The organism is Methanobacterium sp. BAmetb5 (assembly GCF_003491305.1).
Lineage (GTDB): Archaea > Methanobacteriota > Methanobacteria > Methanobacteriales > Methanobacteriaceae > Methanobacterium.
In genome coordinates, this window is record NZ_CP022706.1 from 1,632,501 (window position 1) to 1,657,500 (window position 25,000).

At 41.4% G+C, this 25,000-nt stretch carries 27 protein-coding genes (2 of these 27 only partly in view); 14 read left to right on the forward strand and 13 right to left on the reverse strand.

Annotated elements, in window-relative coordinates; all coding sequences use genetic code 11:
• The 5 genes from CIT02_RS07875 to mmp11 form a co-directional block, all read left to right on the forward strand.
• Window positions 1-6 carry the end of a 3-isopropylmalate dehydratase small subunit gene (locus CIT02_RS07875; RefSeq protein ID WP_048072761.1) on the forward strand. Its footprint begins 504 nt before the window's first position, so only the last 6 of its 510 coding nucleotides appear in the window; the start codon falls outside the window, past its left edge; its stop codon occupies window positions 4-6.
• Between the two features lie 100 nt (window positions 7-106).
• On the forward strand, window positions 107-1,093 hold the full coding sequence (locus tag CIT02_RS07880) for an isocitrate/isopropylmalate family dehydrogenase (RefSeq protein ID WP_292611320.1): 987 nt from the start codon (window positions 107-109) through the stop codon (window positions 1,091-1,093).
• Between the two features lie 204 nt (window positions 1,094-1,297).
• On the forward strand, window positions 1,298-2,497 hold the full coding sequence (locus CIT02_RS07885) for an aminotransferase class V-fold PLP-dependent enzyme (RefSeq protein ID WP_292611322.1): 1,200 nt from the start codon (window positions 1,298-1,300) through the stop codon (window positions 2,495-2,497).
• Window positions 2,498-2,699: 202 nt separating this feature from the next.
• Entirely contained in the window at window positions 2,700-3,110 is a 411-nt protein-coding gene (gene ribH, locus CIT02_RS07890; RefSeq protein ID WP_292611323.1) for a 6,7-dimethyl-8-ribityllumazine synthase, read from the forward strand.
• Between the two features lie 92 nt (window positions 3,111-3,202).
• Window positions 3,203-4,135, forward strand: a complete 933-nt coding sequence (gene mmp11 / locus CIT02_RS07895) for a methanogenesis marker protein 11 (RefSeq protein ID WP_292611325.1) — start codon at window positions 3,203-3,205, stop codon at window positions 4,133-4,135.
• Between the two features lie 242 nt (window positions 4,136-4,377).
• Here mmp11 and CIT02_RS07900 read toward each other — a convergent pair whose 3' ends face one another.
• Window positions 4,378-6,105 (reverse strand): glycosyltransferase, encoded by a 1,728-nt coding sequence (locus CIT02_RS07900; RefSeq protein ID WP_292611327.1) that lies wholly within the window; start codon window positions 6,103-6,105, stop codon window positions 4,378-4,380.
• 178 nt (window positions 6,106-6,283) lie between these two features.
• On the opposite strand from CIT02_RS07900, the gene purE reads away from it, so the two are divergent.
• Together purE and CIT02_RS07910 are read left to right on the forward strand one after the other, a co-directional pair.
• Entirely contained in the window at window positions 6,284-7,333 is a 1,050-nt protein-coding gene (gene purE / locus CIT02_RS07905) for a 5-(carboxyamino)imidazole ribonucleotide mutase (RefSeq protein ID WP_292611329.1), read from the forward strand.
• A 426-nt stretch (window positions 7,334-7,759) separates the two neighbouring features.
• On the forward strand, window positions 7,760-9,043 hold the full coding sequence (locus tag CIT02_RS07910) for a UbiD family decarboxylase (RefSeq protein ID WP_292611331.1): 1,284 nt from the start codon (window positions 7,760-7,762) through the stop codon (window positions 9,041-9,043).
• 80 nt (window positions 9,044-9,123) lie between these two features.
• Here CIT02_RS07910 and amrS read toward each other — a convergent pair whose 3' ends face one another.
• From amrS to CIT02_RS07930, 4 genes are all read right to left on the reverse strand, one after another.
• Entirely contained in the window at window positions 9,124-10,128 is a 1,005-nt protein-coding gene (gene amrS / locus CIT02_RS07915) for an AmmeMemoRadiSam system radical SAM enzyme (protein WP_292614940.1), read from the reverse strand.
• 119 nt (window positions 10,129-10,247) lie between these two features.
• On the reverse strand, window positions 10,248-11,309 hold the full coding sequence (gene thiL / locus CIT02_RS07920; RefSeq protein WP_292611333.1) for a thiamine-phosphate kinase: 1,062 nt from the start codon (window positions 11,307-11,309) through the stop codon (window positions 10,248-10,250).
• 18 nt (window positions 11,310-11,327) lie between these two features.
• Window positions 11,328-11,786 (reverse strand): sirohydrochlorin nickelochelatase, encoded by a 459-nt coding sequence (gene cfbA, locus CIT02_RS07925; RefSeq protein WP_292611335.1) that lies wholly within the window; start codon window positions 11,784-11,786, stop codon window positions 11,328-11,330.
• Complete coding sequence (locus CIT02_RS07930) at window positions 11,758-12,156, reverse strand: Zn-ribbon domain-containing OB-fold protein (RefSeq protein WP_292611337.1); 399 nt, start codon at window positions 12,154-12,156, stop codon at window positions 11,758-11,760. The genes cfbA and CIT02_RS07930 overlap by 29 nt, the downstream gene beginning before the upstream one ends.
• 388 nt (window positions 12,157-12,544) lie before the next feature.
• Here CIT02_RS07930 and CIT02_RS07935 point away from each other — a divergent pair, with 388 nt between their 5' ends.
• Window positions 12,545-13,513 carry a hypothetical protein gene (locus CIT02_RS07935; protein WP_292611339.1) on the forward strand — a complete coding sequence of 323 codons (969 nt, stop codon included), beginning with the start codon at window positions 12,545-12,547 and terminating at the stop codon, window positions 13,511-13,513.
• A 94-nt stretch (window positions 13,514-13,607) separates the two neighbouring features.
• The gene (locus CIT02_RS07940; RefSeq protein ID WP_292611341.1) at window positions 13,608-14,624 is read left to right on the forward strand and encodes a hypothetical protein; all 1,017 of its coding nucleotides are present in this window, start codon (window positions 13,608-13,610) and stop codon (window positions 14,622-14,624) included.
• 108 nt (window positions 14,625-14,732) lie between these two features.
• Here CIT02_RS07940 and CIT02_RS07945 read toward each other — a convergent pair whose 3' ends face one another.
• From CIT02_RS07945 to CIT02_RS07980, 8 genes are all read right to left on the reverse strand, one after another.
• Window positions 14,733-15,332, reverse strand: a complete 600-nt coding sequence (locus CIT02_RS07945; protein ID WP_292611343.1) for a HemK2/MTQ2 family protein methyltransferase — start codon at window positions 15,330-15,332, stop codon at window positions 14,733-14,735.
• Between the two features lie 72 nt (window positions 15,333-15,404).
• The gene (locus CIT02_RS07950; RefSeq protein WP_292611345.1) at window positions 15,405-15,743 is read right to left on the reverse strand and encodes a carboxymuconolactone decarboxylase family protein; all 339 of its coding nucleotides are present in this window, start codon (window positions 15,741-15,743) and stop codon (window positions 15,405-15,407) included.
• On the reverse strand, window positions 15,743-16,582 hold the full coding sequence (gene rsmA, locus CIT02_RS07955; protein WP_292611347.1) for a 16S rRNA (adenine(1518)-N(6)/adenine(1519)-N(6))-dimethyltransferase RsmA: 840 nt from the start codon (window positions 16,580-16,582) through the stop codon (window positions 15,743-15,745). Before rsmA ends, CIT02_RS07950 begins: the two co-directional genes overlap by 1 nt.
• Before the next feature lie 49 nt (window positions 16,583-16,631).
• Window positions 16,632-17,213 carry a DUF655 domain-containing protein gene (locus CIT02_RS07960; RefSeq protein ID WP_048072745.1) on the reverse strand — a complete coding sequence of 194 codons (582 nt, stop codon included), beginning with the start codon at window positions 17,211-17,213 and terminating at the stop codon, window positions 16,632-16,634.
• A 132-nt stretch (window positions 17,214-17,345) separates the two neighbouring features.
• Window positions 17,346-17,684: an RNA polymerase Rpb4 family protein gene (locus tag CIT02_RS07965; protein ID WP_048072744.1), complete on the reverse strand. Its 339-nt coding sequence runs from the start codon at window positions 17,682-17,684 to the stop codon at window positions 17,346-17,348.
• A 5-nt stretch (window positions 17,685-17,689) separates the two neighbouring features.
• Window positions 17,690-17,983, reverse strand: a complete 294-nt coding sequence (locus CIT02_RS07970) for a 50S ribosomal protein L21e (protein WP_048072743.1) — start codon at window positions 17,981-17,983, stop codon at window positions 17,690-17,692.
• A gap of 295 nt (window positions 17,984-18,278) precedes the next feature.
• The gene (locus tag CIT02_RS07975; protein WP_292611351.1) at window positions 18,279-19,499 is read right to left on the reverse strand and encodes a tRNA pseudouridine(54/55) synthase Pus10; all 1,221 of its coding nucleotides are present in this window, start codon (window positions 19,497-19,499) and stop codon (window positions 18,279-18,281) included.
• A gap of 201 nt (window positions 19,500-19,700) precedes the next feature.
• Window positions 19,701-21,029, reverse strand: coding sequence for a signal recognition particle protein Srp54 (locus CIT02_RS07980; RefSeq protein ID WP_292611353.1), 1,329 nt, complete (start codon window positions 21,027-21,029; stop codon window positions 19,701-19,703).
• Between the two features lie 509 nt (window positions 21,030-21,538).
• On the opposite strand from CIT02_RS07980, the gene hpt reads away from it, so the two are divergent.
• From hpt to CIT02_RS08005, 5 genes are all read left to right on the forward strand, one after another.
• On the forward strand, window positions 21,539-22,114 hold the full coding sequence (hpt, locus tag CIT02_RS07985) for a hypoxanthine/guanine phosphoribosyltransferase (RefSeq protein ID WP_292611355.1): 576 nt from the start codon (window positions 21,539-21,541) through the stop codon (window positions 22,112-22,114).
• 39 nt (window positions 22,115-22,153) lie between these two features.
• The gene (gene dph2 / locus CIT02_RS07990) at window positions 22,154-23,143 is read left to right on the forward strand and encodes a diphthamide biosynthesis enzyme Dph2 (RefSeq protein ID WP_292611357.1); all 990 of its coding nucleotides are present in this window, start codon (window positions 22,154-22,156) and stop codon (window positions 23,141-23,143) included.
• Between the two features lie 633 nt (window positions 23,144-23,776).
• Entirely contained in the window at window positions 23,777-24,346 is a 570-nt protein-coding gene (locus CIT02_RS07995; RefSeq protein ID WP_048072738.1) for an exosome complex RNA-binding protein Csl4, read from the forward strand.
• Window position 24,347: 1 nt separating this feature from the next.
• Window positions 24,348-24,692, forward strand: a complete 345-nt coding sequence (locus CIT02_RS08000) for a DNA-directed RNA polymerase subunit L (protein ID WP_363123616.1) — start codon at window positions 24,348-24,350, stop codon at window positions 24,690-24,692.
• A gap of 37 nt (window positions 24,693-24,729) precedes the next feature.
• Window positions 24,730-25,000, forward strand: partial view of a DUF99 family protein gene (locus CIT02_RS08005; RefSeq protein WP_363124170.1) — the start only. 308 nt of this gene lie beyond the right edge of the window; the window shows 271 of its 579 coding nt (coding positions 1-271); the start codon lies at window positions 24,730-24,732; its stop codon lies beyond the right edge, outside the window.

The following is a 25,000-nucleotide window of genomic DNA, read 5'->3' on the forward strand; positions in this document are numbered from 1 at the left end:
GATTGAAAAACGCGTAAAATTAATCAATAAAAATATTCAGGGATATAATTGGTATTTAAATATTAAATTCTCTGAAAAATCAAAATAATATTAAACAGGTGTTCATATGTATAAAATAGCAGTAATCCCTGGAGATGGGATTGGAAAAGAGGTAATGGAGGCCACCCTCCATGTTTTGGAAGCAATAGATGTGGAATTTGATTACACCTTTGCTGATGCTGGAGACGAGTACATGGAGAAAACCGGGGTAGCACTGCCTCAGGAAACAGTAGATATAGTAAAATCATCTCAGGCATGTTTATTTGGCGCAGCAGGAGAATCTGCAGCTGATGTGATTGTTAAAATGAGGCAGGAATTAGATTTATACGTTAATCTGCGTCCAGTTAAATCTTATCCTGGAACAAAATCTTTTTTTGACAACCTGGACTTTGTCATAGTCCGTGAGAACACAGAAGGACTGTATATTGGTCTGGAAGAAGAAACAGAAGAAGGAGCCACTGCGCTTAGGGTTACCACCAGAAAGGCCGCGGAGAAAATATGTAAATATGCCTTTGAATACGCTAAAAAAACCGGCCGGAAAAAGGTAACAGCAGTGCACAAGGCTAATGTCCTTAAAAAAACGGATGGACTATTCAAAGAAACATTCTACAAGGTAGCTGAAGACTATCCAGACATGGAACTGGATGACCGCTACGTGGACGCCACTGCCATGTTCTTCATCACCAAACCAGACATGTTTGATGTAATTGTCACCACCAACCTCTTTGGAGACATCCTCTCTGACGAGGGAGCTGGTCTGGTGGGGGGACTGGGATTAATCCCATCGGCTAACATCGGAGATAAACAGGGCTTATTCGAGCCAGTTCATGGTTCTGCACCAAGAATTGCTGGTCAAGGAATTGCCAATCCCTCGGCCATGATATTATCCGCGGTGTTAATGCTGGATTACCTGGAAGAAAATGAAGCCGCCCGTAAATTAGAAAATGCCCTGGTCGATGTGCTGGCTGAGGGTAAAGTGGTTACTGTGGATCTGGGAGGCAGTGCCTCCACCATGGAAATGGCAGCCGAAATCAGAAGCAAACTGGAAAAATAAACCAATAAATTTGTAGAATAATTTTATTTTTTAATTCTACTTTTTATCTATTTTTTCCACATTTTTTACCTTCACATCAGTTATTAATCCCTGACATCCAAAATATTCCCGGACAAGTTTTTTTTAAATAACTTTTTTCAAATTTAATATATACCATTTCTTCCATATTAATAAACCAATTTAAAAGAATTTTTCAGGCATATCATGAAAACCGCTGATGTTAGAAGGGATATTCCGTTACTGGAAGAGGTAATCTATCTAGATGCTGCAAGCACCACCCCTACTCCCCGACCAGTGGTGGAAGCCATGAATGATTATTTCTACAATTACAATGCCAATACAGGCCGAGGTGCTTATAGGATAGCAGCTAAGGCCACCCAAAAGATGGAAGAAGCCCGGACCAAGATGGCCAACTTCGTGAATTCAGAACCGGACGAGATCATACTCACTAAAAACACCACCGAAGCCATTAACCTGGTGGCCCATAGCCTGAAGATAGGGAAGGGGGATAACATTGTGGTTCCCAACATTGAACACCACTCCAATCTGACCCCCTGGATCAATTTAAAACGCCAGGGAGTGGAACTGAGGATGGTCAATGCTGATGAACATGGAATTGTTCACCTGGATGCAGTTGATAAGGCCGTGGATGAAAACACCCGACTGGTAACCATCACCCATATCAGCAATGCAATTGGTTCCGTGCAACCAGTGGAGGAGATAGGGGAAATCACGGAGGACAGGGGATCACTTTACCTTATTGATGCCGCCCAATCTGTAGGTCACTTTAAAGTTGATGTTAAGAAGTTAAAAGCAGACTTTGTGGCTTTCCCTGGACACAAAGCACTACTGGGTCCAGTGGGTACGGGGTTTCTATACTGTGGGAAAGATTCACAGGATGAACTGGAACCCCTACTCCTGGGAGGGGGCACAGTAGAAAACGTTACAGTTGATAATTTCAATTTAGCCGAGGCTCCAGCCTGTTTTGAGGGAGGGACTCAGAATATAGCGGGTTTCATTGGTCTGGGTGCAGCCATAGATTATTTGGAAAGAATAGGATTATCCAAACTGGAAAAACATGGTAAGAAACTTACGGAGGCCTTGTACCAGGGGATACAGGATGTGGAAAATGTCACCCTTTACGGCAGTCCAGAAAATATTTATGGTATTGTTTCCTTCAATATAGATAATATAAACCCCCACGACGTGGCCAAAATACTGGATGAAACTAGATCCATATGTGTTCGGAGTGGTTTTCACTGTGCAATACCTTCCATAAAACATATCGGGGCTTACGAGTTGGATGGAACAGTCCGGGCATCTATGCATTATTACAATACTCTGGAGGAAATAGATGCATTGGTGGACACCATCAAAAAGATTTCTAAATTGGGGGATAACTAGACAAGGAGAAAAAAATAAATGACCAGACCTCAATGGATAGCAATTTTCATAGTGGTACTCATGGCTTTAAGTTCCATAGCAGGATATGTACTGATGATTTAATCGCTTTTTAATGAACTGATTAATCCACCACTCATTCATGATTAGATAAGAATAAGATTAGAAAAACCACATATTATAAATAAATTTGGGAGACAATATAATGGTAAAAGTTAGAATAGGGGCCGTAGTAGCAGAATTTAATTATGACATCACTCATATGATGTTAGAATTAGCTAAAGAGCATGCTAAATTTTTAGACTCTGAAATCACAGAAGTAATAACCGTTCCGGGGGTTTTTGATATGCCTTTGGCCATTAAGAAACTCCTGCAACAGGATAATATTGATGCCGTGGTCACCTTAGGGGCAGTAATTGAAGGTGCCACCTCCCACGATGAAATCGTGGTTCAACATGCTTCCCGTAAGATAGCAGACCTGGCTTTGGATTATGATAAACCAGTGGGACTGGGAATCACCGGCCCAGGCATGACTCGCCTGGAAGCCCATCAGAGGGTTGACTATGCCAAACGTGCAGTGGAAGCCGTGGTCAAAATGACGGACCGGCTCAAATAGTTGATTTGGCTAAACTCATTATTTTTTTATTAGTTTTTTAAGGGTCATTTAACATCTTATAAGATACTGAATCATTTTTTAGGAGAGAGTTTATGGAAATACTCACCCCCGGAGATTTAAAGGATAAATTTCAAGATCCATGGATTGCACCCTACGAAAAAGTAATAACCATGGTGGATGACCAGCTGGTGGAGATTGTGGAGTACCATCCCTGTATCTCGGGATCCCAGTGGATGATTTACCAGTACCAGCACAGCAGTGACATAGTATTGAATGCTAAAAGAGATGGGAATAAGCATACCTTCCTGGTTAAAGTTGGAAAATCTAATTTAAGCCTAAAACCCAGTTTACATGCGGCGGGGATTGAAGAAGTCTCTGTGGATGATGATGAAGTGAAGGTTGTCCATGCGGGATTGGCTGGAGCCGGTGTGGGTGCTGCCATGTGTCGGGGAATGGCCCAAGGTGTAAAAAGGGTAGAACTTCAGGATGTAGGGGGAGGGTCCAAGGTGGGAAGAGCAACCGTGGTCACCCCCAAAATGGAGAAGATAGTCATTGGCGTTGATGACACTGACACCAAAGATGAAGGTGCTACCTGGACTTTAGCCCATAATATTGGTGCAGAACTTGCCAGGCAGGGCTATAATTATCTTGACCATGTCACGGTACAGCTGTATCCACACAATCCCAATAAAACCCAGAATTGTGTGGCTATTGCCCTGGTTTTCGCAGTGAACCCGGGAGAAAAGGATGCCCTGGTTCAGAAGGTGGTTGGTTTACTCAAGGAAAAAACTTTATCTGATAAAACAGCCATTGCTGTTCTTAAAGGTCTTAATGTTCCTGATGAGCTGCGAGAGTATGGAAAAGCTGCTAAAATGTCCATGTTAACTGTGGAAGAAGCTGAAAAAGTAGCAAAAAATGCAGGGGTGGAACTGGTAGAAGTCACTGGTTCCCAGGGAAAAATAGGAGCATTAGCTGCTCTGGGTGTTTACAACGATATTGAAGAGGCAGTGAAGGTTTACTACTGAACATGCCCGTTACACTCTGTATTTTTTTTATTTTTTTAAAAATTTTATCTATTTTTAAGTATCCCCCCTTTTAATACCTCCTTTTTGATATCTTTTTTATATCCTATTTTTTTTATAAAAACTGTTTTTGGTCTGAATGGCAGTGAAATATGCTTTTTTCCGTGTACATCTATGAAAAAAGCTTAAAAATTAATTTTAATAAAAAAAGAATAGGGGATAAAAAGGGAAATGTGAGAATTCATTCAACTGTTGAACTTGAAGTTGAATAAAATTCCACTATTGGAGGTGGGGAGTTCTGCACTGGACTTGGCATCTCCCGCAATCTCGATCTTCACCACGTTGTTGCCTTTAGTCACCAGGAATGTCTTCTGGGCACTGCTGTTATTGATCTGGATGGTTTTGTAAAGATAACCATTCACGTAGATCTTGTAAGACCCATCTTTGAGTATCCCCGTAGTTGTGCCTACTTTTTCATTGTTAAGGTACAGGTTGATCACTTTAGCATCGCTTAACGTGTTTTTAACTATAAGGCCCTCGGTCACCGTCATATTGGCGGTGGTTAGAGGAAGGTTCTTCTGGGCATAAAGATCCTGGAAGTAATTGCGCAGATCGGTATCCCTAATAACATCCCTAATGTTAATCCCCAGGGCGTTTCGAGCGTCATAGGGAATTCTCAGTATGCTATCCTCTCCGGGAATAGTCTGATTCAAGGTATACGTCTCCCCATTGATGGTAATCGTATCTCCATACCCCAACTCCAATGTATTCAGAGCATCCTGCGGCATTCTAATAATAGAAAACTCATTCTCCAGGGCACTGTCCACGGTGTAAGGGCCCCTAACATCAATGGTCTGATTTTCCATCGGTTGCTTCCAGAATATAACGTTTCTGGCAGCAGGTTCAATGGATATTTTACCCTCGTCCACGTGCACCGAGCCCAGCATGGTGAATAAGACGGCAAACATTATGAGTGCCGAGACAATGAGGGGGGAATGCATGTAGAAAAAGGATTTCAGATTCCGGGACTTATCATCCGGCCTCAAAATGGTTTTAATCGACGCTCTGATAATTTTGATAACGTAATACGCGGCAATTATAATCCCTATTATGATTATAGCCAGCCCTATATACAGGGCAAGGTAGGAAGGGCGTATTCGTATGAAAAAGACGAAAAAGAATCCTAGAGTGGTAAGTGAAAGTCCTAGGACACCCATTCTAATGGATTTTCCCAGGGTGTCGATCATGGTTATTCTACCGTAGCTGTTGGCACGGTCCACAATGGTACGTACCACTTCAGTGGCCACTATGTTCAGTTCGTGCAGGGAGGACATGGAGTGAGTAATGTTACCGATGTCCACTTCTTTAACCCGGGCACCCATTACATCGGCGTCCAGGACAATCCCCACATCTACTCCGTAGTCATCTTCCAGATTTATGTTACTGAGGAAGGATCTTCTAGCGGCAAACTGGCCACTAAGGGGTTGTTCAAACTTGATCTCAGGGAAGAAAAAGCTTAACAATGGTTTTGCTGTTAGTTCAGTTACTCTTCCGGCTTCCCTTTTGAATTTGGTTTTGGTGACGTCGGCTTCATCATTCAGGATGGGCCGGATCATCTTATCTACCTGTTGAGGGTTCAGTTTCTGGAGGTCGGCATCCAAAAATACAACTACATCACCCTTAGAATTTTTAAAACCAGTTTTAATGGCGGCACCTTTACCCCGGTTTTTGGTGTGGCTTATGACTGTAGCCCCACCCTCTTTTGCCATTTTTTCAGTGGCATCCAGGGATCCGTCGTTGACTACAATTATTTCATCAATGTAGTTCAATGCCTGTACAGTTTTTATCACGCTAGCAACAGTTTTTTCTTCGTTGTAAGCGGGCAATATGACTGAAACAGTCATTGGTTTTTTTGAGCTTCTGGTTTTCACCGAAGCAATGAACAGTACAAATAATAGAACAATCCAAGACACTTAAATTACACCTCTATTTCTATACTACTAATTAAACAAACTACTTTATAAGATTATATAAGATTTCTCTTCTCTACTTCATTTAACTAAAACTTTTATTATCAGTTTAAGCAAAGTGTTATTGTATAAAGGGTCAGTTAAATTCCTGTTGGAATTATACTAAGAAGTGAGGTTAATAATGGAACCAAAGGTTATGATCATACTGGGTAGTGCTTCAGATTTTAAAATTGCGGAGAAGGCCACTGCCATTCTGGAAAAATTGGAAATATACTACGATCTCCGGGTGGCCTCGGCGCACCGTACCCATGAAAAGGTTAAAAAAATAGTTACCAGTGCAGCGAAAAATGGAGTGCAAGTATTTATAGGGATAGCAGGATTATCAGCCCATCTTCCGGGCATAATCGCAGGAATCACGCATAAACCGGTTATCGGGGTCCCGGTTGATGTTAAAGTAGCCGGGTTGGACGCTCTTTTTGCTTCGGTCCAGATGCCACTAGGTGCCCCGGTAGCAACTGTAGGAGTGGACAGGGGTGAAAACGCAGCCATACTGGCTGCTCAAATAATTGGCATTCATGATGCTGGTGTTCGGGAAAAACTGGCATCTTTTCGTCGGGATTTTTATTCAAAGATAGCAGAAGATGAGGAAAAACTATTTCTCCAGATGAATGGGAAATACTACTCTAAAATAGAACCGAGTTCAGTAGAAGAAGTAACCAATGAAGATTCTCATGGTGAAAAGGGAATAAACACCCATCCAGGTAAGATACGGGACGGTATTTTTCCTCCTCAGGTGGCAGTTATATCGGGAAGTTACAGTGATATTAAAGTGGCTAAAAAAACCACCATGTTCCTGGATAAACTAAACATCACTTATGACTCTTCAGTGGTATCACCAGTCAGATCTCCGGATAAGTTTGAGAATTTTCTTAAAAGAAACAGGGATGCCCAGCTATTTATTGCCATTTCTGGCCTATCCGCCCATGTAACTGGAGCGGTGGTGGCCTATACTGAAAAACCAGTTATAGGGGTTCCATGTGCCATTAAGATGGAAGGAATGGATGCATTACTCTCCATGGTAAACATGCCTCCAGGAGTTCCAGTAGCCACTATGGGTGTGGATTCTGGGGGTAATGCCGCTATACTTGCCGCTGAAATGCTGGGTATAGGAGATAAGGTTATAAAAAAAGACCTTCTACGTTTCAAGGGCAATATTAACTGTAAAAGATAATATTTTTTTAATCTTTTTTTCTATTATTCCAGACATAATCCCTTTTTTTTAATTTCATGGGATAATATTAAGTTTACTTAGATTTACCGGAAAAGGTGGATGGGATTTAGAATTAATTTGAATCAAGTTTATAGGATCAGGGTCAATCTTCTTCAGGGGGCGCTTTAACATTTAGTTCCACCTCTTCTCACATTTTCACCAAATTTTTCATGGGGAATATCCACAAAATATATTCCGAAAATAAGCCCAATATAATAATTAAGGTGAAAGGGTGGATGAAAAGAAGATGAAAATAGGAAATTTACACGAACGTAGGTTCATACCCTGCAGATTATATCTGGATAGTGATAGTCCTGATATTTCTAACCCTGATATTTCTAACATGTTTACTACGTAACCCGTGATTAACTGGAGGCAGGTGTTTTTATGCGAGAATTTTTAAAGACTCTTGAAAAAGATTACAATACCCTTAAAATTAATGAAGAAGTTTCAGTTAACCTTGAAGCTGTTGAATTCATGAAAAAAAATCCTAAAGATACTATTGTAATGGAAAATATTCGGGAATCGGATATTAAAGTAGTATCCGGTCTGTGCAATACCCGGGAAAAAATAGCCCGGGCTTTAAATACTGATGTCCCGGGAATCACCCAGAGAATAATGGAGGCTATCAGTAACCCCTTACCCATTGGGGAATGCAAAAGTGTGCAGGATACATTCACGGTATCCGAAGCTGCGGATCTATCTAAACTCCCAATATTGACCTACTATCCTCGTGATGGGGGGCCCTACATTACCTCGGGAGTGATTATTGCCAAGGACCCAGAAACTGGAGTGCGGAATGCTTCCATCCACCGTATGCTGGTCCTGGGAAAAGACAAGTTAACGGCTCGCATTGTCCCACGACACCTTTACACCTACCACCAGAGGGCAGAAGCCCTTGACCAACCATTGGAACTGGCTATAGCCATTGGATTGCACCCGGCCACCCTTCTGGCCACTACCACTTCCGTACCTATCAATGTGGACGAACTGGAAGTGGCTAACAACTTCCACCAGGGCAAAATGAATCTTGTAAAATGTGAAACTGTGGATATAGAGGTTCCGGAATGTGAAATTCTACTGGAAGGAAGGATGATGCCCCATGAACGCGCGGAAGAAGGCCCATTTGTGGACTTAACTGATACCTATGATGTGGTACGAATGGAACCGGTAATTGAACTGGACAGGATGCATTATCGCCATGATTCAATGTACCACGCCATAATGCCGGCTGGATTCGAACATAAACTCCTGCAGGGCCTTCCTCAAGAGCCAAGGATTTTCAGTTCAGTCCAAAACACCGTACCCACAGTCAAAAACGTGGCCCTCACTGAAGGGGGATGTTGCTGGCTACATGCAGCAGTATCTATCCAGAAACAAACCCAGGGTGATGGTAAAAACGTTATAATGGCTGCTCTTGCAGCTCACCCCTCCTTAAAGCACTGTGTGGTTGTGGATGAGGATGTGGATATATTCGATGCCGAAGATGTGGAATATGCCATTGCCACCAGGGTGAAGGGGGATGAAGATATCCTCATTGTCCCTGGAGCACGGGGTTCGTCTCTGGATCCCTGTGCCAAATCCGATGGAACCACCACCAAGGTGGGGGTGGATGCCACCAAACCCCTGGATAAACTGGAAAAATTTGAGAGGGTCAGTTTTTCCAATTAAAGCTGGGGCCTGAAGAAAATTCTCATTCACTTTTTAATGATTGATGGGAAAAATAGGCAATAAAATAAGCATATTTGTTTCTAGGAAACAATATGGATTTTTGTCCCGCAAGTGGGACATTTCTTCTCTTTTTTAAGTTTATCAGATTCAACGGTGAATCCATTCCTCTCTATGAGCAGTTCTCCACAATCTGGGCAGTGGGTGTTCTCCCCATTACTTCCCGGAACATTTCCCATATAAACATACTTTAGTCCGGCTTCTTTAGCCATTTTTTGGGCTTTATCCAGAGTTCCCACTGGGGTAGGTTGTACATTGCCCAAATGGTAATGGGGATAGAAACGGGTGAAGTGCAGGGGAATGTTTACATCTACCTCAGCCACAAACTTCACCAGAGCCTGGAGGTCTTCTTCAGAATCATTGTATCCGGGTATCACCAGATTGGTGATCTCAATGTGGATGCCCTCTTCGTGCATGGTCTGGATGTTTTCCAGCACAGGATCCAGATGGGCCTGACACAGTTCAGTGTAGAATTTATCAGACATCCCCTTCAAATCAACATTGGCTGCATCCAGATAGGGAGCGATGATATCCAGGCTTTCTGAACTCATATAACCATTGGTAACGTAAACAGTTTTCAGATCATTTTTTTGAGCCAGTTTAGCCGAGTCATAGGTGTATTCAAACCACATGGTGGGTTCGTTGTAGGTCCAGGAAATGGACTTACAGTGGTTGGCCCGGGCCATATTTATGGCTTCTTCCGGCAGAATGTCCCTGACTCCAATTTCCTCTAGGCTGGCCTGGGATATGGACCAGTTCTGACAGTATGGGCAGCGAAAATTGCACCCCACGCTTCCAAGGCTGAAGGATAAGCTACCAGGATAGAAGTGGAATAGGGGCTTTTTTTCAATGGGGTCCACGGCCATGGAAGAAACTGCAGCATAATTCAAACTGTACATCACACCTTCTTCATTACGGCGCATATTGCAAAAACCAGTTTTACCATTAGAGATAACGCAGCGTTTATTACATACCTGGCAGTTCAATACTCCATCCAATTTTTCATAAAGCATTGCTTCCATTTTAATGATTAAGCCCCCGGTTTATCATAATAACTCATGATTCAATAAATTAAGTGTAGGTTTTGATAAATATTATTTACAACCAACACTTGGGTATTTACAACCAACAATTGGGCTAATGAGGGTTACGCTAAGTGCTGGTAACCTTTTGACTCTAATATTTTTGTTTTTCCAGCTTTATCAATTATTTCCATACACCCGGAACTGGTAACCACTCCCACCTCATGAAGTTCCACCTGTTCTTTTAAATGTGTGAAATCCTCTGGAGGCACAGTTAAAAGGAGTTCAAAGTCCTCGCCATAATAAAGGGCTAGATCCAGGGGGTCTTGGTCTAGTGCAGCAGCAGCCTCTTCCACCTCGGGTATGATGGGAATGGAATCCTCAAAAAGGGTTATCCCTACATTAGTGGGGGAGGCTTCCACCAGTTCGCCTACTTCACTGGCCAGACCATCCGTAATATCGGTGGCCGAGGTCACTCTCCCGGTGTTTGCCAGCATAATACCCTCTTTTAAGCGTGCATGTGGCCTTAGAGCATGATCTATGATTAGTTTCTGGGTGGATGGTTTAAGATGCTTTATTAGATCTTCCTTTAAAGTGGGGGGTGATAGTAGAAATTCCAATCCTGCTGCAGCAACGCCCAGGGGACCGGTTACTGCTACCACATCGTTGGGACGGGCTCCCTCCTTTAAAAGTACTTGTTCTTTATCCACCATTCCTAAACAGGTTCCACTAAGAATTAATTCATTAGATTGGTTGGTGTCGCCACCAATGAGTCCCATTCCGTGTTCCTGGCAGGATTGGAGCACACCTTCCATTATCCCATCAAAGTCAGTAAGGGGAAGATCTGCGGGTAGTCCCCAAGACAGTATGAAACCCAGGGGTTGGGCTCCCATAGTGGCCAGGTCACTAACATTAACTGTCACCACCTTCACACCCTTCTCGTATGGACTCATATCAGATGGAAAATGAGCTGATTCCAATAAAAGATCAGATGTAACTACTAAATATTTATCACCCAGGTCTATGAGTGCCGCATCATCACTGAGACTTTTAAAAGAAAATTCATCAAAAAAAGGAGAATTTGGTTGGAGAGAAAGACTCCGGGATAGAAGTCTTTTGATTAGCTTTTTCTCACCAATACTGGATATTTTAAGATTTTCCTCAGGTTTAAGATCTTTAGAAGACATTATCCTTAAAAAGATATCTTAAAGGGCTTCATTAACCCTATCTTTTATTATGGAAACTATTTTGGGATCAGGGCCCAGAGGGTCAGTGTATATTATTTTCCCCTGGAAGTGGATCTGTTCAGTTTCCCCGTGGTCGTGGCTGTGGCCATGCCCATGCTCGTGGTGGTGTTCATGGGATTCATCCCCATTGTTTTTCAATCCTAAAATGCGGGGAATGTCCTCGGTGGTGTGCACTCCAGGTGCCAGGAAAACCGGGGTTACCACAATCTTTTCCACTCCCATCTCGGCCAGTTTATTTATGGAGGAGGGAATGGATGGTTTGTTCATATTCATGAATCCTATTTCCACTGGATTATCACTTTCCTGCCTGTAAATCTCTGCTAACTGGCTGAGAACGTCTTTACCATAGGGTAATCGGCTGCCGTGACCAACCAGCACAATTCCCACTTTACTGTTTGAGTTTGAATTTGTAGCCATAGGAGATTACTCCTTCATCGCCTTCTTCACGGATTTTCCGGAATACCAGTTCTACTTCCTGCCCTATTTCAATATTATCAGGGTTACAATCCACTATTTGACTGGTGATTTTAGCTCCTTCTTCTAATTCAATAATAGCCACCGCATATGGGGATATGTTTTTAAATTCATCGGTGGGGGTGTGTATAACAGAATAACTCATTATTTTCCCATTTCCACTGAATTTTATAGGTTCTAATTGTCCTTTCCTCCGGCATTCTGGGCAGATAACCCTCATGGGGAAAAATGCCTCACCGCATTGTAAACATTTTGATCCAATGAGATTATACCTTTGGGAGATGTGACGCCAGCCTCTTACAATATCTTTCATATACATACCTCGCTAAGCTTTTGATTAAATTGTTGGTTAAAAAAATTCAGTAATTAAATTAGGTTTTATTGTATTGATCTAATTCATATAAATCCTTATATAATCTTGATGTCTTTAAATGTTTTATGATTTCCCGCCATATAACTCTCTGTTCAGTATTATATATTAGGGGGATATCTGGGATTCGGTATTAATTATGGGAATAAAATTGTCTTTTGGTTTTTATCATTTTAGTTAACCGGGGTAGTAATATAATTTTCTGTTTTATAAATACATTTATATCGTATTACTTTTTACATATTATATAATAATTATCCCTGTATCAAATTCTCCATATCAGGGTACCACTAAAAAAACAGGCAAAAAAATGGATAATAATGGCTATGTAATGAGTATATTTTCATTTTTACTGATATTACCTGTGTTTATCCTGCTGATAGTAATGGTAGATGTGGTGGGGCAGGAAAATGAGGTTCAACAGTCCACATTAAACTCCCACGAGATCCTGGTAGTCAGCCAAGATGTGGAAGTAAATTCCCTCATCATCGGAAGGGAAGTACTCCGGGATGAATCATTAAAGGTCATTAACAGTGGACATCCCCTTTCAAACAGCAGAAAGGAAATTAAAGATGAATTTCAGCAGAGGATGGACCTTTTTTGTTCAAGGTACCCTGGCAATGGTATGGAGGTAAGATGTGAAATATTGATGGTGGATAACAGTTACGATCCATTCAGTGTGGAGTTCAAATCAAAGATCACCGTTGAAAAGGGGGCCCTGAAGCATAAGCTGAATATGAGTCATAATATTTCACTTACCAATGGATCTTACCCTATTTACGATCCACTACCCGCTGTTAAGTGCAAAACCCATGGAAACATGACTATCGGCGGTGATAGAATAGTTCATGGCTCCAGTCTAGCCAAATATTTAGAATCAAGGGGAGTCAAAAATTTTAAGGCTTATGAAAATGCTACGTCTCCGTTATCTATTAAAAAATGCCCCTATGATCCTTACATTCTCCATGGAAACAGCAAAGATCTGGTGAACCTGAAAAATTGTATTGAGAATGGTTTTTATCATGAAAGCAGTGATGGGTCCTGTTTTCTTTGTAGGCTGGAGGGAAAGGGTGTTTGCCCCCATTATGGAATGGAAACATTTATAATCCCTGCACCATCCCTTTCTCTTTCCAATAATTCCTCCAAGGCACCCAGTTCACCGGACCATGTCATTTTCAATGATACCGGGGATGGAACCTATTCTGGCCAGGAAATCCTGTATTTCTTTGATGGAAAAGAGTATTTCAGAGTTTATCTGGACAATTCCCACCGGTCAAAATACGGTTTGCCAGTTTGTTAGTTTCAGGGCGTTATGTGTGGGTCGGGTCCCTGAAAGGGGTATTTAAAAGGAGTATTATCAAAGTTACAGGAATCCATTTGTGGGGATTAATTTGATGGGAAATTTGATAAATTGGGGAAAGTGGTTAGTTGATGAAGGTGGAATGGTATTTTCCGTAGATTTAATGCTGGCCCTCATCATAATCACCGTTGTTTTGGGTGTTTCGGCTGATGCCATGGATATGATAGGATCTAAAATGGCTGATAATTCTCACGAGGCTTCTCTGGAAAGGATTGCCCGGGCCAGTGCCGATATGTTAACCAAAACTCCGGGATCTCCAGAAGATTGGGAGGGGGCTGGTGATTTGAGTGGTGTTACCCCTGGACTGTTAGATACAGATTCCCCTTTGAAATCTAAATCGAATATTCTGAGTATGCCTAAGATAAACTGCCTGAAAGAAAACTATGATGAATTGATGGTGGATCGGGTGATTCCTCGGTATTGTAAATCTACCCTAGTGATTTATCCGGAAGATTCCTCGTTAGAACCAATTATGGTGAAAGATATCCCGGAGAATTATGATTCCTCGGGAATAATAGTGGAAAATCGTACTGTTCTCTGCAATTACCATAATACCAGCATTTTAGTCTTTATAAATGCCAGGGATTCCCTCTGGGAACAGAAACAGTTGGGAGAAAAATGTCCCCACTCTGGTGTTGAGGAGGATAAAGAGCATTCAGGGGTGGATTACAAGAATCAAAGATCGGGATGGGCCTGCTATACTTTTAAGGTCACTCCGGACCTGTTGAAATCAACTAACCTTTATATAATAACTGATCCGGTGTGTGTAGGGGATTCAATGGCATTTTGGATTATTGATCGGCCGGAAAACATGACTGAAGAACATCATACCTTTCAAAACAAGCCAATTCTTGTTAATAATTTAGTTGAGAAGATTGTTGCCAATGAAACCGTAGCCATACTGTGGTTTCATGTTCACTCCTCAGGAAATCAAAATAAATCTTTTAACACTTACCTGGTGGGGTTTCCCAAGGGAACTGATCCGGAAAATATAAAACTCCAGTATCTAAATCCCCAACCCTGCTATTTTATTCTTAAAATCTGGACTTAAACCCTCTGAATACTGGATTAGTTAATATGGGTTGGAGTTAGGCTGTAGGAGGTCACCACTTTTATGGCGGCCGTGGATGAACTCAAAAAGAAGGATAATTGGTGGGGATCAGGTTGATTCCAGTTTCCCGGTTATAACCACCACTTCTTCAAAGAAACACTTTTCGCGGGCAGTGACTGATGCCTCCATACCCAATTCCCTTAGTTTTTCTAGAGTTTTGTCAATATTTGATAGGGAAGATTGTACCAGTTGCACCCTTCCCTCAGGGTTGAGGTGATGGGGTAAAAGTTCTAAGAACTGGTCAATAATTTTCCTACCATCTTCGCCACCATCCCATGCTGCTTCCAATTCATCTTCAACCCTTTCTTCTTCGGAAGTGGGGAGGTAGGGAGTGTTGAATAAGACAAGGTCGTATTTTTCATCCTGTACCGGTTCAAATAGGTTACCCCTTTTCAGTTCAACGTTGTAGGTCTTGTTGTTAATGATATTTTTTAGGGCACAGTTAATGGCATGGGGGTTCACATCGGTGGCAGTCACTGTACGGCACTTCCGGGAGACGATTAGGGCGATGATACCGGTTCCGGTTCCAATCTCCAGAACACGGTCTCGTCTTTTAACCTGGAGATTTTCAGCAAAGAGAAAGGTATCTTCGGCAGGTTCGTAAACTTCGGGATGGGTTTGATATTGGATTCCCTTATAATCTAACATGTTAAATCCTTTTTTTAATTTGTAACTTCAATTTTACTATGGAACATTTAGAGGAACATATAATTTTTGCCCCTATTTAACAATTTCTGCGGATTCTAAACCTTCAATTGCAGCTGGAAGGCAATCCAACACTGATGCAAGACCGGAAAGATGGAGGTTCATAACTACAGCTTCCAATATTTCTTCTCGAGAAGCTCCCTGACTTTTAGCCATGGTTGAATGCATTTTAACTCCTATAGAGTTGCGGTTGGCAGTCTGAATAGCGATGTTCACCAGTTGTTTGGTTTTAGGGTCCATTCCTGGAAGAGAACGTTGTGCGTCCACCAGTTCATTGAAACTACCGGATAGATCTGGGAATTCTTCCTGAAATATTTGAAAAGGATTTTTATTTTCTCCACTATTTTTCTCCATTAAATATCCTCCATTAACTCTTTGAGTTGTGCAGAAATTATTAAAATTTCTTTCCCCTTCAACTTAAAGACCCTTTCCTCCATGAGTTGGTGGTCTATTTTATGGACAATATCCCGTATATCTCTTCGTTCCATGTCCCGGTCAGATATCTCATGGAATGATTGGATTAAAGCCTTGCTTGCTTTCTTTTTCTTGTGCTGGAACAGGGCCCGACAAGTGTTAATGAAGAATTTATCTACCAGGGGGTTTTTCTGGGGAACTAACCTGATAACCGCAGATGAAATTTTAGGTGGGGGTAGAAATGCGTTTTTGGGAACTTTAAAAAGGAGTTCAGTGTGTGTGCACAGTCCCATCATCACTGAAAGACGCGAGTAATTGGATTGACCGGGTTGAGCCACCATTCTCTGGGCAAATTCCATCTGATACATTAAAATAGCATAATCAAAGGGGTAATTAAGGAGTTTGAAAGTTATTGGTGAAGATATCTGGTAGGGTAAGTTAGATACAACCTTGTTAAATGGGGGAAAATCAATACTGGTAGCATCACCCACTAAAACCTCTACATTGCTAATTTGCAGGTCACGAAGCCTTTCCGAAAGGACCTGGGCAATTTTCTTATCCTGTTCAATGGCCAATACTTTAGATGCTTTCCGGGCCAGGGGAATGGTCAAAGTACCAATGCCTGCCCCAATTTCCAGCACCACATCACCATCGGTGATCCCGGCACTTTCCACAATCCGGGCTAAAATACTGTCATTGATGAGGTAGTTTTGGCCTTTCCTACGATCCAGCCTTATCTGATGTTTCTTCAACAACTGTGAGGTTTCTCTAGCCAACATTTCCCTGATCTTTTAAACCCAGTTAAAAAATAGATTATAAAAATGAAAATTAATTAAATTTTCGTTTGGGGGGACGGGTGAACAGGATGTATTTCTTTTTACCCTTTCTATCTTCAGCTGCTTCCAGTTCCAGTAGCACTCTCTTGGCCAGAAGTTTAACTGGATCCGATAGCATGGGGACTCTTTTTTTCACATCTTCAAAGTCCTGGAAGGGGGCTTCCTTCCGGGCCTGGATAATGTCCCACATATGTTTTTTACCAATCCCTGGTAACAGTTCGATCTGATGTAATCGAGTGGATATAGGGCCAGCTTCATTGAAGAACTGAACATACTTCTCTTCTTTTTCTTTTATAATTTCTTCAATAACGTAGCTCAGCTCTATTTTGGCGGTTGAGGTCATCTTATTGAAGGGGAGCCTGCGGTTAACCCTGGCGATCTTTTCACGTTTTCCAGCCCCAATGTAAACCTTTTCATGAATATCCAGGTTTGCATCATCCTTTGGTGTTAACTCCAACAGAGTGAATTCATCAGTACCAATGGCCTGGGCCACGGGTTTACGTTTGTATGAATTCGATCCTTCCTTAACATAACCCAGAGGTAAATAGTCTAAAATGATAGCATAATCCTCCATTTAACCACCCTGAATTAATTTAATAAATGTTACAGTCAATTCCGACTCTATTATCATTCGGAATTATTAGTCGATTTCACAATCCCATATGTAAAGGGTAAACTCGAAGGAAAAAGATTTAAAAATGTGTTTTTACTCTTCTTCCCGGTATTTATCCACAATTTTCAGTATATCTTCGAGTTCTTCCTTTTTATGGGATCCCCTTTCCTTGGCAAAAATCAGTCGCATATCATCCATATCTTCAGGCATGATATCTGCTATCTTAATGGCCTGAGTCTTTTTGATGATCTCTTCCAGTTCCGCTACCAGTTTTTCTGCATTTTCCACCGGTACCTTGGAGAATTTGGTGACATGATCCAGTGCTAGATTCTGTTCATAGTTAAGTTCATGAACTTTTTCTCTATCTTCCAGCAGTGGTTTGACCTTGGCCAGGGGTATGGGTTCAGTTTCCAGAACTTTTTTCCCAATCATCACCATCACTCTTGTATTTTGAGGTGTTCAGGTCGTATAATTAATTTTTTAGCTTTATTTCCATCGTTTATGGCTACAATGTAGGCTTGGCCTCTTTTGTCAGCGATTTTGCCGGTTTTACCATGGAAACGTGGGTGAGGTTGACCTTTATGTACGCTGGGGTCGATTATTATGTGGACCAGATCCTCTTCCTGGAAGGTCTGAATTTTTTTAGTTATGGGATTGCTTCTCCCTGCTCTTAAAGTCTTTTTAAGTTTGTATCTTGTTTTACTTCTAAAACCTCTTGATCTCTGAGTCATTTTCAAAACCTCCATTTCACCATGAAATGGGTTATTAAATTTATTATTGAATTTGCCTTCAATTTCTTTATTTAGGGTCATCCTGCTCCTTCTTGATTATTCGGTGCAGAATTCAACCTCTGGGGATGTATATGTGGATAACATTTGTTAATTTATGATATCCGCTCTTATAAAGCCTAACCTCGTAATTTAAGATAAAATTCGTATGAATCTTTCGGTGGTTAATGGGCTCTTTGAAATCGATTGAATTAATTTATGATGTATCGCAGTTTATAAAACTATCCTTAAGGTGGTGTTAAATGTTGACCTCCAGAACATCCAACTCTATGCACTGAGCACCAGTACTTAGAAGGGAGGCCACACTTGGTTTGGTACGTTTTTCATCCCCGGATATGAGTTCTTTGATGTACAACCCACCTTCACAGTCTATAATCAATTCTAAATGGGTTGGATCCAGTATTTTGACTTTGATGTCTTTCACTTCTCTGGTGCGGATTTTATCTGCTCTCCGGTGGGAAACCCGGACAGGGGTGCGTTGTTTTATCACTTTAAGGGAGTTGAGAGTTTCGGCCTGTTCTGGTGAAACTTCCTCTTCCAGTTCTACCAGTGCACGGTAGACCTTGTAGGTTTCGGTGGAAGATGCTTTAACCCCACTTCTACGGTCTTTACCAACCATTTTCAGTTGAAGGACTTCCACTTTGCCCTGGCAGTGATGGTTGATCTGGGAGGTTAATTCTTCCAAGTTCAGGTCACGCACCTTGGGCTCTTTTATTTCCAGTACAAATGGCCTTCCTCCTCCTAGCATCCTAACATCCAAATCTTCCCTACCCGCTCCATGGAATCTGGATTCTTTACCATTCGATGCAGTTAGAACTTTTTCGGCTATTAATTCTTCCACAGATTCAGGGTACATCTTACCGGTGAAATTGCACCTCTCGCACCCTTTTCCCCGGCATTTACGGCAGGGCCAACGGGTTTGGGGGATTCCCCGTAATAATTTGCGGTACCTTCCTTCCATGAACAATGGATTTATCTGAAGGTCCACCCAGTTACGGGTAAAATCCATCATGATCACCAGGTTGGGATTATCGAAATCCACTTCACGGTTAAGACGAACTTCCAGTTCTTTACCTAATTCTCGGTTAATCTCTTTTTTCAAACTGTCACTAGTGGAACCAGTTATTTCCTGTAATTTTTTTTCTTTTTCCAGTATATCGGGGGAGAGACGACAACCCACCAGAAAAGTTGAAAATTCTACCTGAAACTTTTCTATAATGCTTATTATTTTCTCCAGGGTATCTTCCAGGTCCAGAAAAACATCTCCACATAACTGGCAACTTTTCGTTTTATCGGGTATTGAATCTTCCCTACTGAGAATCTCCTTTAGGTAGATCCCTCTATCGGCATTATCCTTACCAGAAAGTTGGGGATAGAAATTTCTACCCAGGCAGCGATTGCAAATGTTTCCATGGGTGAGTTCCACTATTTCCCGGGCCTGATCTGTTGTATTTTTCATGATATCTTCCTGAAGTGTTATTTAGAGTGTTGGTGCTGTTGGTTGCGTTTGATTTCGATTTTTTATGTCCTTAAATTCGCATTTATTTATTATATAATAGATTATTGGGCCTGATTATTGTGGCAATGGTTTTACATAATCCTAATTAGGCCCTACTGTATTTACCTTAGAAATTAGTTTTGGAAGCGGAAAGGGAGGAAGTTAACGCATCATCTGGCGCATCATCTGGCCCAGGGGCCCACCCATTTTTCGCTTTCCAAAGCCTTTAATGGCCTTTTTAGTGACCTGGTAATATTTTAAAAGCTCCTTAACATCCTCGTTACGCATTCCCGAACCCCGGGCAATTCTTTTAACCCGGGACTGTTTGATGATTTCGGGGTGGGTGAGTTCCTCTTCAGTCATGGAGTCCATCAGTATCTTGTACTTACCCAGTTTCTCCTCAGTGACCTGGGAAGCGTTTTTGGGCAACTTATTTCCCATGCCGGGGAGCATGTTCATCACCTGCTGCATGGGTCCCATTTTATTCATCATCTCAAACTGACTGTACATATCCTTCAAGGTGAATTTACCACTGAGCATGGCGTCCATGGCTTCGGTGTCCACATCTTCTTCGATTTCCTCAGCACGTTCAATAAGAGTTCTAATGTCTCCCATTCCCAGTAAACGGGATATGAAACGTTCCGGGTCAAAAACTTCCAGATCTTCGATACGTTCACCAGTTCCAATGAACTTTATGGGGGCTCCTATCTCTGCTACTGCTGAAAGGGCACCTCCTCCCTTGGCTGACCCGTCCAGCTTGGTTATTACAATGGATCCAATTTTGGTGGTTTTACTGAAAGCTAGGGCTTGTTCCTTGGCCTGCTGACCAATGGTACCGTCAATGACCAGCATCACTTCATCTGGTTCTACCACGGCCGATATCTGTTCCATCTCATCTAAAAGATCTTTCTCCTCTTTATGTCGTCCCGCAGTGTCCACAATGATAAGGTCCTGTTTTTTGAACTCTTTCAAACCTTTCCTGGCTAGATCCAGGGCGTCTTTATTGTCAGGGTCTCCGTAGAGGGGTAAATTGAGACTTTCCGTCAGTTGGCGCAGTTGCTCGTAGGCTGCTGGTCTCCAAGTGTCAGTACAGATTATGGCCGGATTGAATCCCTTTTTTTGGAGGTATCGGGCCATTTTACCAATGCTAGTAGTTTTTCCACTTCCCTGGAGTCCTACAAAAAGTATTTTGTAGGGTTTCTTTTCAATTTCAACTTCTTCTGCTTTTTCACCTAAAAGATGAACCAGTTCATCGTAAACAATTTTAATGACGTGTTCTTTGGCGGTTACCCCTTTAGGGGGTTCTTCGTTAAGGGCGCGTTCTTCAATTGTTTTGGATAAATTCAGAACCAGTTTAATATTAACATCAGACTGAATTAAAGCCCTTTGAATATCTTTAATGACCTCTTTAACCACTTCTTCATCGATAATGGTCATTCCGGCCAGTTTTTTCATGGTTTTGGTCAGATTTTTCCCCAGATTGCCCAACATAATAATCACCAGGATGTAAATCTTAAGTAGTTAAGGTCGATGGTGAGTAGGACTGCGTTTATTTATAAAATTAGCAGTCTACTTGCGTAAATTTTATTAAAACTCCTTTTAAAATCCTCATAAAAATACATTTAATTCTACATCTAATTTAACCTATCAATATATAAAATAATTTTTGATTGTTCACTGTACATATATTATAATGTTTACAAATTAACCAGATAAGAAGGTTACACAAAACACATTATATATATTAGGGATTTATAACAATACACTGAAGTCCTTAAAAACCACAGTCCATGGTTATTAAGGTGTTTGATAATCATAAAATATGAAATTAATACTTGTTTGAACCGATTTTAATCTTTATACAAGTTTATATCAAAGTTTCATTAGTTAAATGATTTTATAGGGCTCAATGATAGGGTGATTTAGCACTTCCCCGATTTTAAGTTGGATTTAGAATATTCTAGAGAATATAATAATGTATTTTTTTATTTGGTGGTAAAATGCTGGAAAAACTGGTAAAAAGTCTGGTTGAAGCTCCCGTTGTAAAAAAAGGTGAATATGATTATTTTGTGCATCCCATAACTGATGGTGTGCCCTTAGTCGAGGCGGATTTATTGCAGGAAGTTGCCGAGGCAGTTTCCCAGTTTGGCAACCTTAACGTGGACAAAATTGTCTGCGTGGAAGCCATGGGCATCCATCTGGCAACTGCCATTTCTCTACTAACGGATATTCCTTTTGTAGTAGTGCGTAAACGTTCTTATGGTCTGGAGGGAGAAGTAGCGGTGCACCAGACAACCGGATACAGTGAAGGTGAATTATACATCAATGGACTTGAAAGAGGAGACAGGGTCTTCCTGGTTGATGATGTGGTCAGCACCGGGGGCACCATGACTGCGGTGGTTAAAGCCCTGCAACGCATTGAAACAGATATTGTGGATGTAATGGCCATTATTGAAAAGGGTGAGGGTCAGGAATTCGTGGAAAAAGAAACTGGAGTTAAGGTGCATACCCTGGTACGGGCCAATGTTGTTCAGGGGAAAGTGGTGGTGGAGAAGATCACCGCGGGACAGGATTAAGGTACGCTTCAGTATAACAATCGGGTAGGAAAAAAATATATGACTAATTACCACTTCCAAGTCCAGCAGATAATGGATAAAATAAGGGAAACCCGGGCGGAAATTGTTGGTTTACAATTTCCCGAAGGTCTTAAAGTTTATGCCACAGAGCTGGCCCATCAAATAGAAGATAAAACCGGGGCCCTGGTGTTGATATCTGGTGACCCCTGTTACGGGGCATGTGACCTTTCGGACACTGAGATGGAGGGTATGGTGGATTTATTAATTCATTTTGGACACACACCACTCCCCCTCAATTATAAGGTTCCCACACTCTTTGTGGAAGCCCATTACCAGTTGGGGGCCCTGGAAATTTTGGAAAAAGCACTGGAACCCCTGATAGGTATGGAAAAAATCGGTCTGGTGACTACCACCCAGCATCTGCATCTTCTGGATGATGCCGCCCAATTCCTGGAGGAAAATGGTAAGAAGGTTATAATGGATAATGGTGCCGGTACACTGAAGGGCCAGGTATTGGGATGTAATTTTTCATCGGTCCGGGATCTGCCGGTGGATGCCTATCTTTACCTGGGCAGTGGTAACTTCCACCCCTTGGGTATAAAACTTTCCACACAAAAGCCAGTGATCATAGCTGACCCCTATCTCAATGAAGTAAGGGATATTGAAGAATTCACTGATAGGATTCTCAGGATAAGGTTTGCCCGTATAACCCGGGCCTCGGAGGCTGAAAAATTCGGAATACTCGTATCCTCTAAGGAAGGTCAACGCCGGTGGGAACTGGCAAAAGATTTAAAGAAGATGATATATAATGAAGGCAAGGAAGCCTATCTCATACTTCTGGATGAAATAAACCCCTCAAATTTACTGCCTTACATGGATTTAGATGCATTTGTAGTAACTGCTTGTCCTCGAATAGCAATAGATGACTCTAAAATGTATGAAAAACCACTTTTAACTCCTCAGGAGCTTGAGATTGCCCTGGGGTTGAGGGAGTGGGAGAATTACCAAATGGATGAGATTAAATACTAAATTATATTATCATTAATTCACCCTCTACTAGGGATTCAAACCATAGAAAAAATAAAATTGATATGGATACATTCAAATTCACAAATTCAATTCACACAACTTCATCATAATATTTTCACATTATTACACGGGATCATCTCATCAATATTCAAAAAATAGATTGATATAGAAGAATTACAGGATTTGTCCCTTTTAATTCATAGAATTCTAAGAATTCATATAGATGTGATACCTCTGGATAGTTCATCATTACTCATCAAAATTAAACAGATCAAATTATTCACCTTCACTATGCTTAATCACTAAATAACTCGCACTATCAGTGCATATCCCGGTATATCATATGGTATCGGCTATAACTTTGACCAGATAAATGATTTAGACCATGGTTTATTAGGTTTATAAATCATTTGATTGACTTATTCCCCAATGAATAGAAGTACCCATCCACTTTAGTTAGTAAAATTATCCATATTATGCTAGAAAATTAGTATTCGCCAATGATTGTAGGGTGTAAGTCTAAATCAAATCATATGGATTGAGATACAACTTTCCACACAATATTGGTATGAAAAAACATAAAAAACGAATTAAAAAAATCAAGTACGCTTGTTTTACAATGAGGTGAATTATATGAAAGCAAAAAACGGAGATTTCGTTCTTCCCGGCGACCCTTTAGGTGTCACTGAGGAGTTTCTCCCGTCAGAATGGACCTATGATGACCATGGTGAAATCAGGTCCCTGGTGGCGGGAACAGTAACCATAGACCAGAAAAACAAAAAAATAGCTATAATTCCCAAAACAAAATCCCCTGCTATTCTTAAGAAAGGGGACGTAGTTTTAGGACAGATAAGAGAAGTTCGAGGGCAAAGAGCGTTAGTAGATGTGGATGGAATAAAGGACAGTAAAAGAAGTCTGCCCATCACCTTCCTCGGCGCCATACACATCTCCCAGGCCAGAAAGGGATACGTGGATAAACTGACTGATGATTTCCATATTGGGGACATTATACAAGCCCGGGTCACCAAGGTCATGGGAGTGGATAACGCTGATTTAACTACTGCTGAAAGTGAACTCGGCGTTTTAAAGGCTATGTGCACTAACTGCCGACATTTCATGAAACAGATAGGTAAAAAAGAAGTGAAATGTCCTAACTGTGGTAGAAAGGAGACCAGAAACATCTCTTCTAATTATGAGGGATAGAATGAAAATTATAACAGATAAAAAGAATGAATTGGAAATAGAAATCACCGGAGAAACCCATTCCCTTTGTAATGCTCTGCGGAAGACCCTTATGGAAGATAAGGATGTGGAAGCTGCGGCGTATGTGATTGAACACCCTATTATCGGGGAGCCAAAACTATACATAAAGGCTAAAAACCCTAGAAAATCCCTGAAAATTGCAGCAGAAACTCTAAAATCGCGATGTGATGAATTTAAAGAATTCATAGAATCTGATGCTGATGGAAAATCTAAAGGAAAAAAAGCCAAAAAGACCAAGAAAACTGCCAAAAAAACCACTAAAAAAACCACTAAAAAGAAAAAGTGATTCTGAAGGTTTCAAAAATATTAAGCGGTTCCGAAATATCAAGCCAGAGATAAGAATTCTGGGTGTGGATGATGGCCCTTTTGTTCCCCACAGTGGAGAACAGGTCATGCTTATCGGGACTCTCTTCCGGGCCGGGAACTGGTTGGACGGAGTTCTCCGCACGCATATAACCGTGGATGGCACCGATGCCACAGGCTCCCTAATCGAACTGGTTAACGACTCCCGACACTGGGAACAACTGGGGGTCATGATGCTGGATGGAATCACCTTTGGTGGATTTAACGTAGTAAACATCCGAGAGATATTCC

What these genes read in the sequence shown, in the direction of transcription:
- CIT02_RS07880 (WP_292611320.1), top strand. Translation starts at nt 107, where the DNA reads ATGTATAAAATAGCAGTAATCCCTGGAGATGGGATTGGAAAAGAGGTA.
- CIT02_RS07885 (WP_292611322.1), top strand. Translation starts at nt 1,298, where the DNA reads ATGAAAACCGCTGATGTTAGAAGGGATATTCCGTTACTGGAAGAGGTA.
- ribH (WP_292611323.1), top strand. Translation starts at nt 2,700, where the DNA reads ATGGTAAAAGTTAGAATAGGGGCCGTAGTAGCAGAATTTAATTATGAC.
- mmp11 (WP_292611325.1), top strand. Translation starts at nt 3,203, where the DNA reads ATGGAAATACTCACCCCCGGAGATTTAAAGGATAAATTTCAAGATCCA.
- purE (WP_292611329.1), top strand. Translation starts at nt 6,284, where the DNA reads ATGGAACCAAAGGTTATGATCATACTGGGTAGTGCTTCAGATTTTAAA.
- CIT02_RS07910 (WP_292611331.1), top strand. Translation starts at nt 7,760, where the DNA reads ATGCGAGAATTTTTAAAGACTCTTGAAAAAGATTACAATACCCTTAAA.
- thiL (WP_292611333.1), bottom strand. Translation starts at nt 11,309, where the DNA reads ATGTCTTCTAAAGATCTTAAACCTGAGGAAAATCTTAAAATATCCAGT.
- cfbA (WP_292611335.1), bottom strand. Translation starts at nt 11,786, where the DNA reads ATGGCTACAAATTCAAACTCAAACAGTAAAGTGGGAATTGTGCTGGTT.
- CIT02_RS07930 (WP_292611337.1), bottom strand. Translation starts at nt 12,156, where the DNA reads ATGAAAGATATTGTAAGAGGCTGGCGTCACATCTCCCAAAGGTATAAT.
- CIT02_RS07935 (WP_292611339.1), top strand. Translation starts at nt 12,545, where the DNA reads ATGAGTATATTTTCATTTTTACTGATATTACCTGTGTTTATCCTGCTG.
- CIT02_RS07940 (WP_292611341.1), top strand. Translation starts at nt 13,608, where the DNA reads ATGGGAAATTTGATAAATTGGGGAAAGTGGTTAGTTGATGAAGGTGGA.
- CIT02_RS07945 (WP_292611343.1), bottom strand. Translation starts at nt 15,332, where the DNA reads ATGTTAGATTATAAGGGAATCCAATATCAAACCCATCCCGAAGTTTAC.
- CIT02_RS07950 (WP_292611345.1), bottom strand. Translation starts at nt 15,743, where the DNA reads ATGGAGAAAAATAGTGGAGAAAATAAAAATCCTTTTCAAATATTTCAG.
- rsmA (WP_292611347.1), bottom strand. Translation starts at nt 16,582, where the DNA reads ATGTTGGCTAGAGAAACCTCACAGTTGTTGAAGAAACATCAGATAAGG.
- CIT02_RS07960 (WP_048072745.1), bottom strand. Translation starts at nt 17,213, where the DNA reads ATGGAGGATTATGCTATCATTTTAGACTATTTACCTCTGGGTTATGTT.
- CIT02_RS07965 (WP_048072744.1), bottom strand. Translation starts at nt 17,684, where the DNA reads ATGATTGGGAAAAAAGTTCTGGAAACTGAACCCATACCCCTGGCCAAG.
- CIT02_RS07970 (WP_048072743.1), bottom strand. Translation starts at nt 17,983, where the DNA reads ATGACTCAGAGATCAAGAGGTTTTAGAAGTAAAACAAGATACAAACTT.
- CIT02_RS07975 (WP_292611351.1), bottom strand. Translation starts at nt 19,499, where the DNA reads ATGAAAAATACAACAGATCAGGCCCGGGAAATAGTGGAACTCACCCAT.
- CIT02_RS07980 (WP_292611353.1), bottom strand. Translation starts at nt 21,029, where the DNA reads ATGTTGGGCAATCTGGGGAAAAATCTGACCAAAACCATGAAAAAACTG.
- hpt (WP_292611355.1), top strand. Translation starts at nt 21,539, where the DNA reads ATGCTGGAAAAACTGGTAAAAAGTCTGGTTGAAGCTCCCGTTGTAAAA.
- dph2 (WP_292611357.1), top strand. Translation starts at nt 22,154, where the DNA reads ATGACTAATTACCACTTCCAAGTCCAGCAGATAATGGATAAAATAAGG.
- CIT02_RS07995 (WP_048072738.1), top strand. Translation starts at nt 23,777, where the DNA reads ATGAAAGCAAAAAACGGAGATTTCGTTCTTCCCGGCGACCCTTTAGGT.
- CIT02_RS08000 (WP_363123616.1), top strand. Translation starts at nt 24,348, where the DNA reads ATGAAAATTATAACAGATAAAAAGAATGAATTGGAAATAGAAATCACC.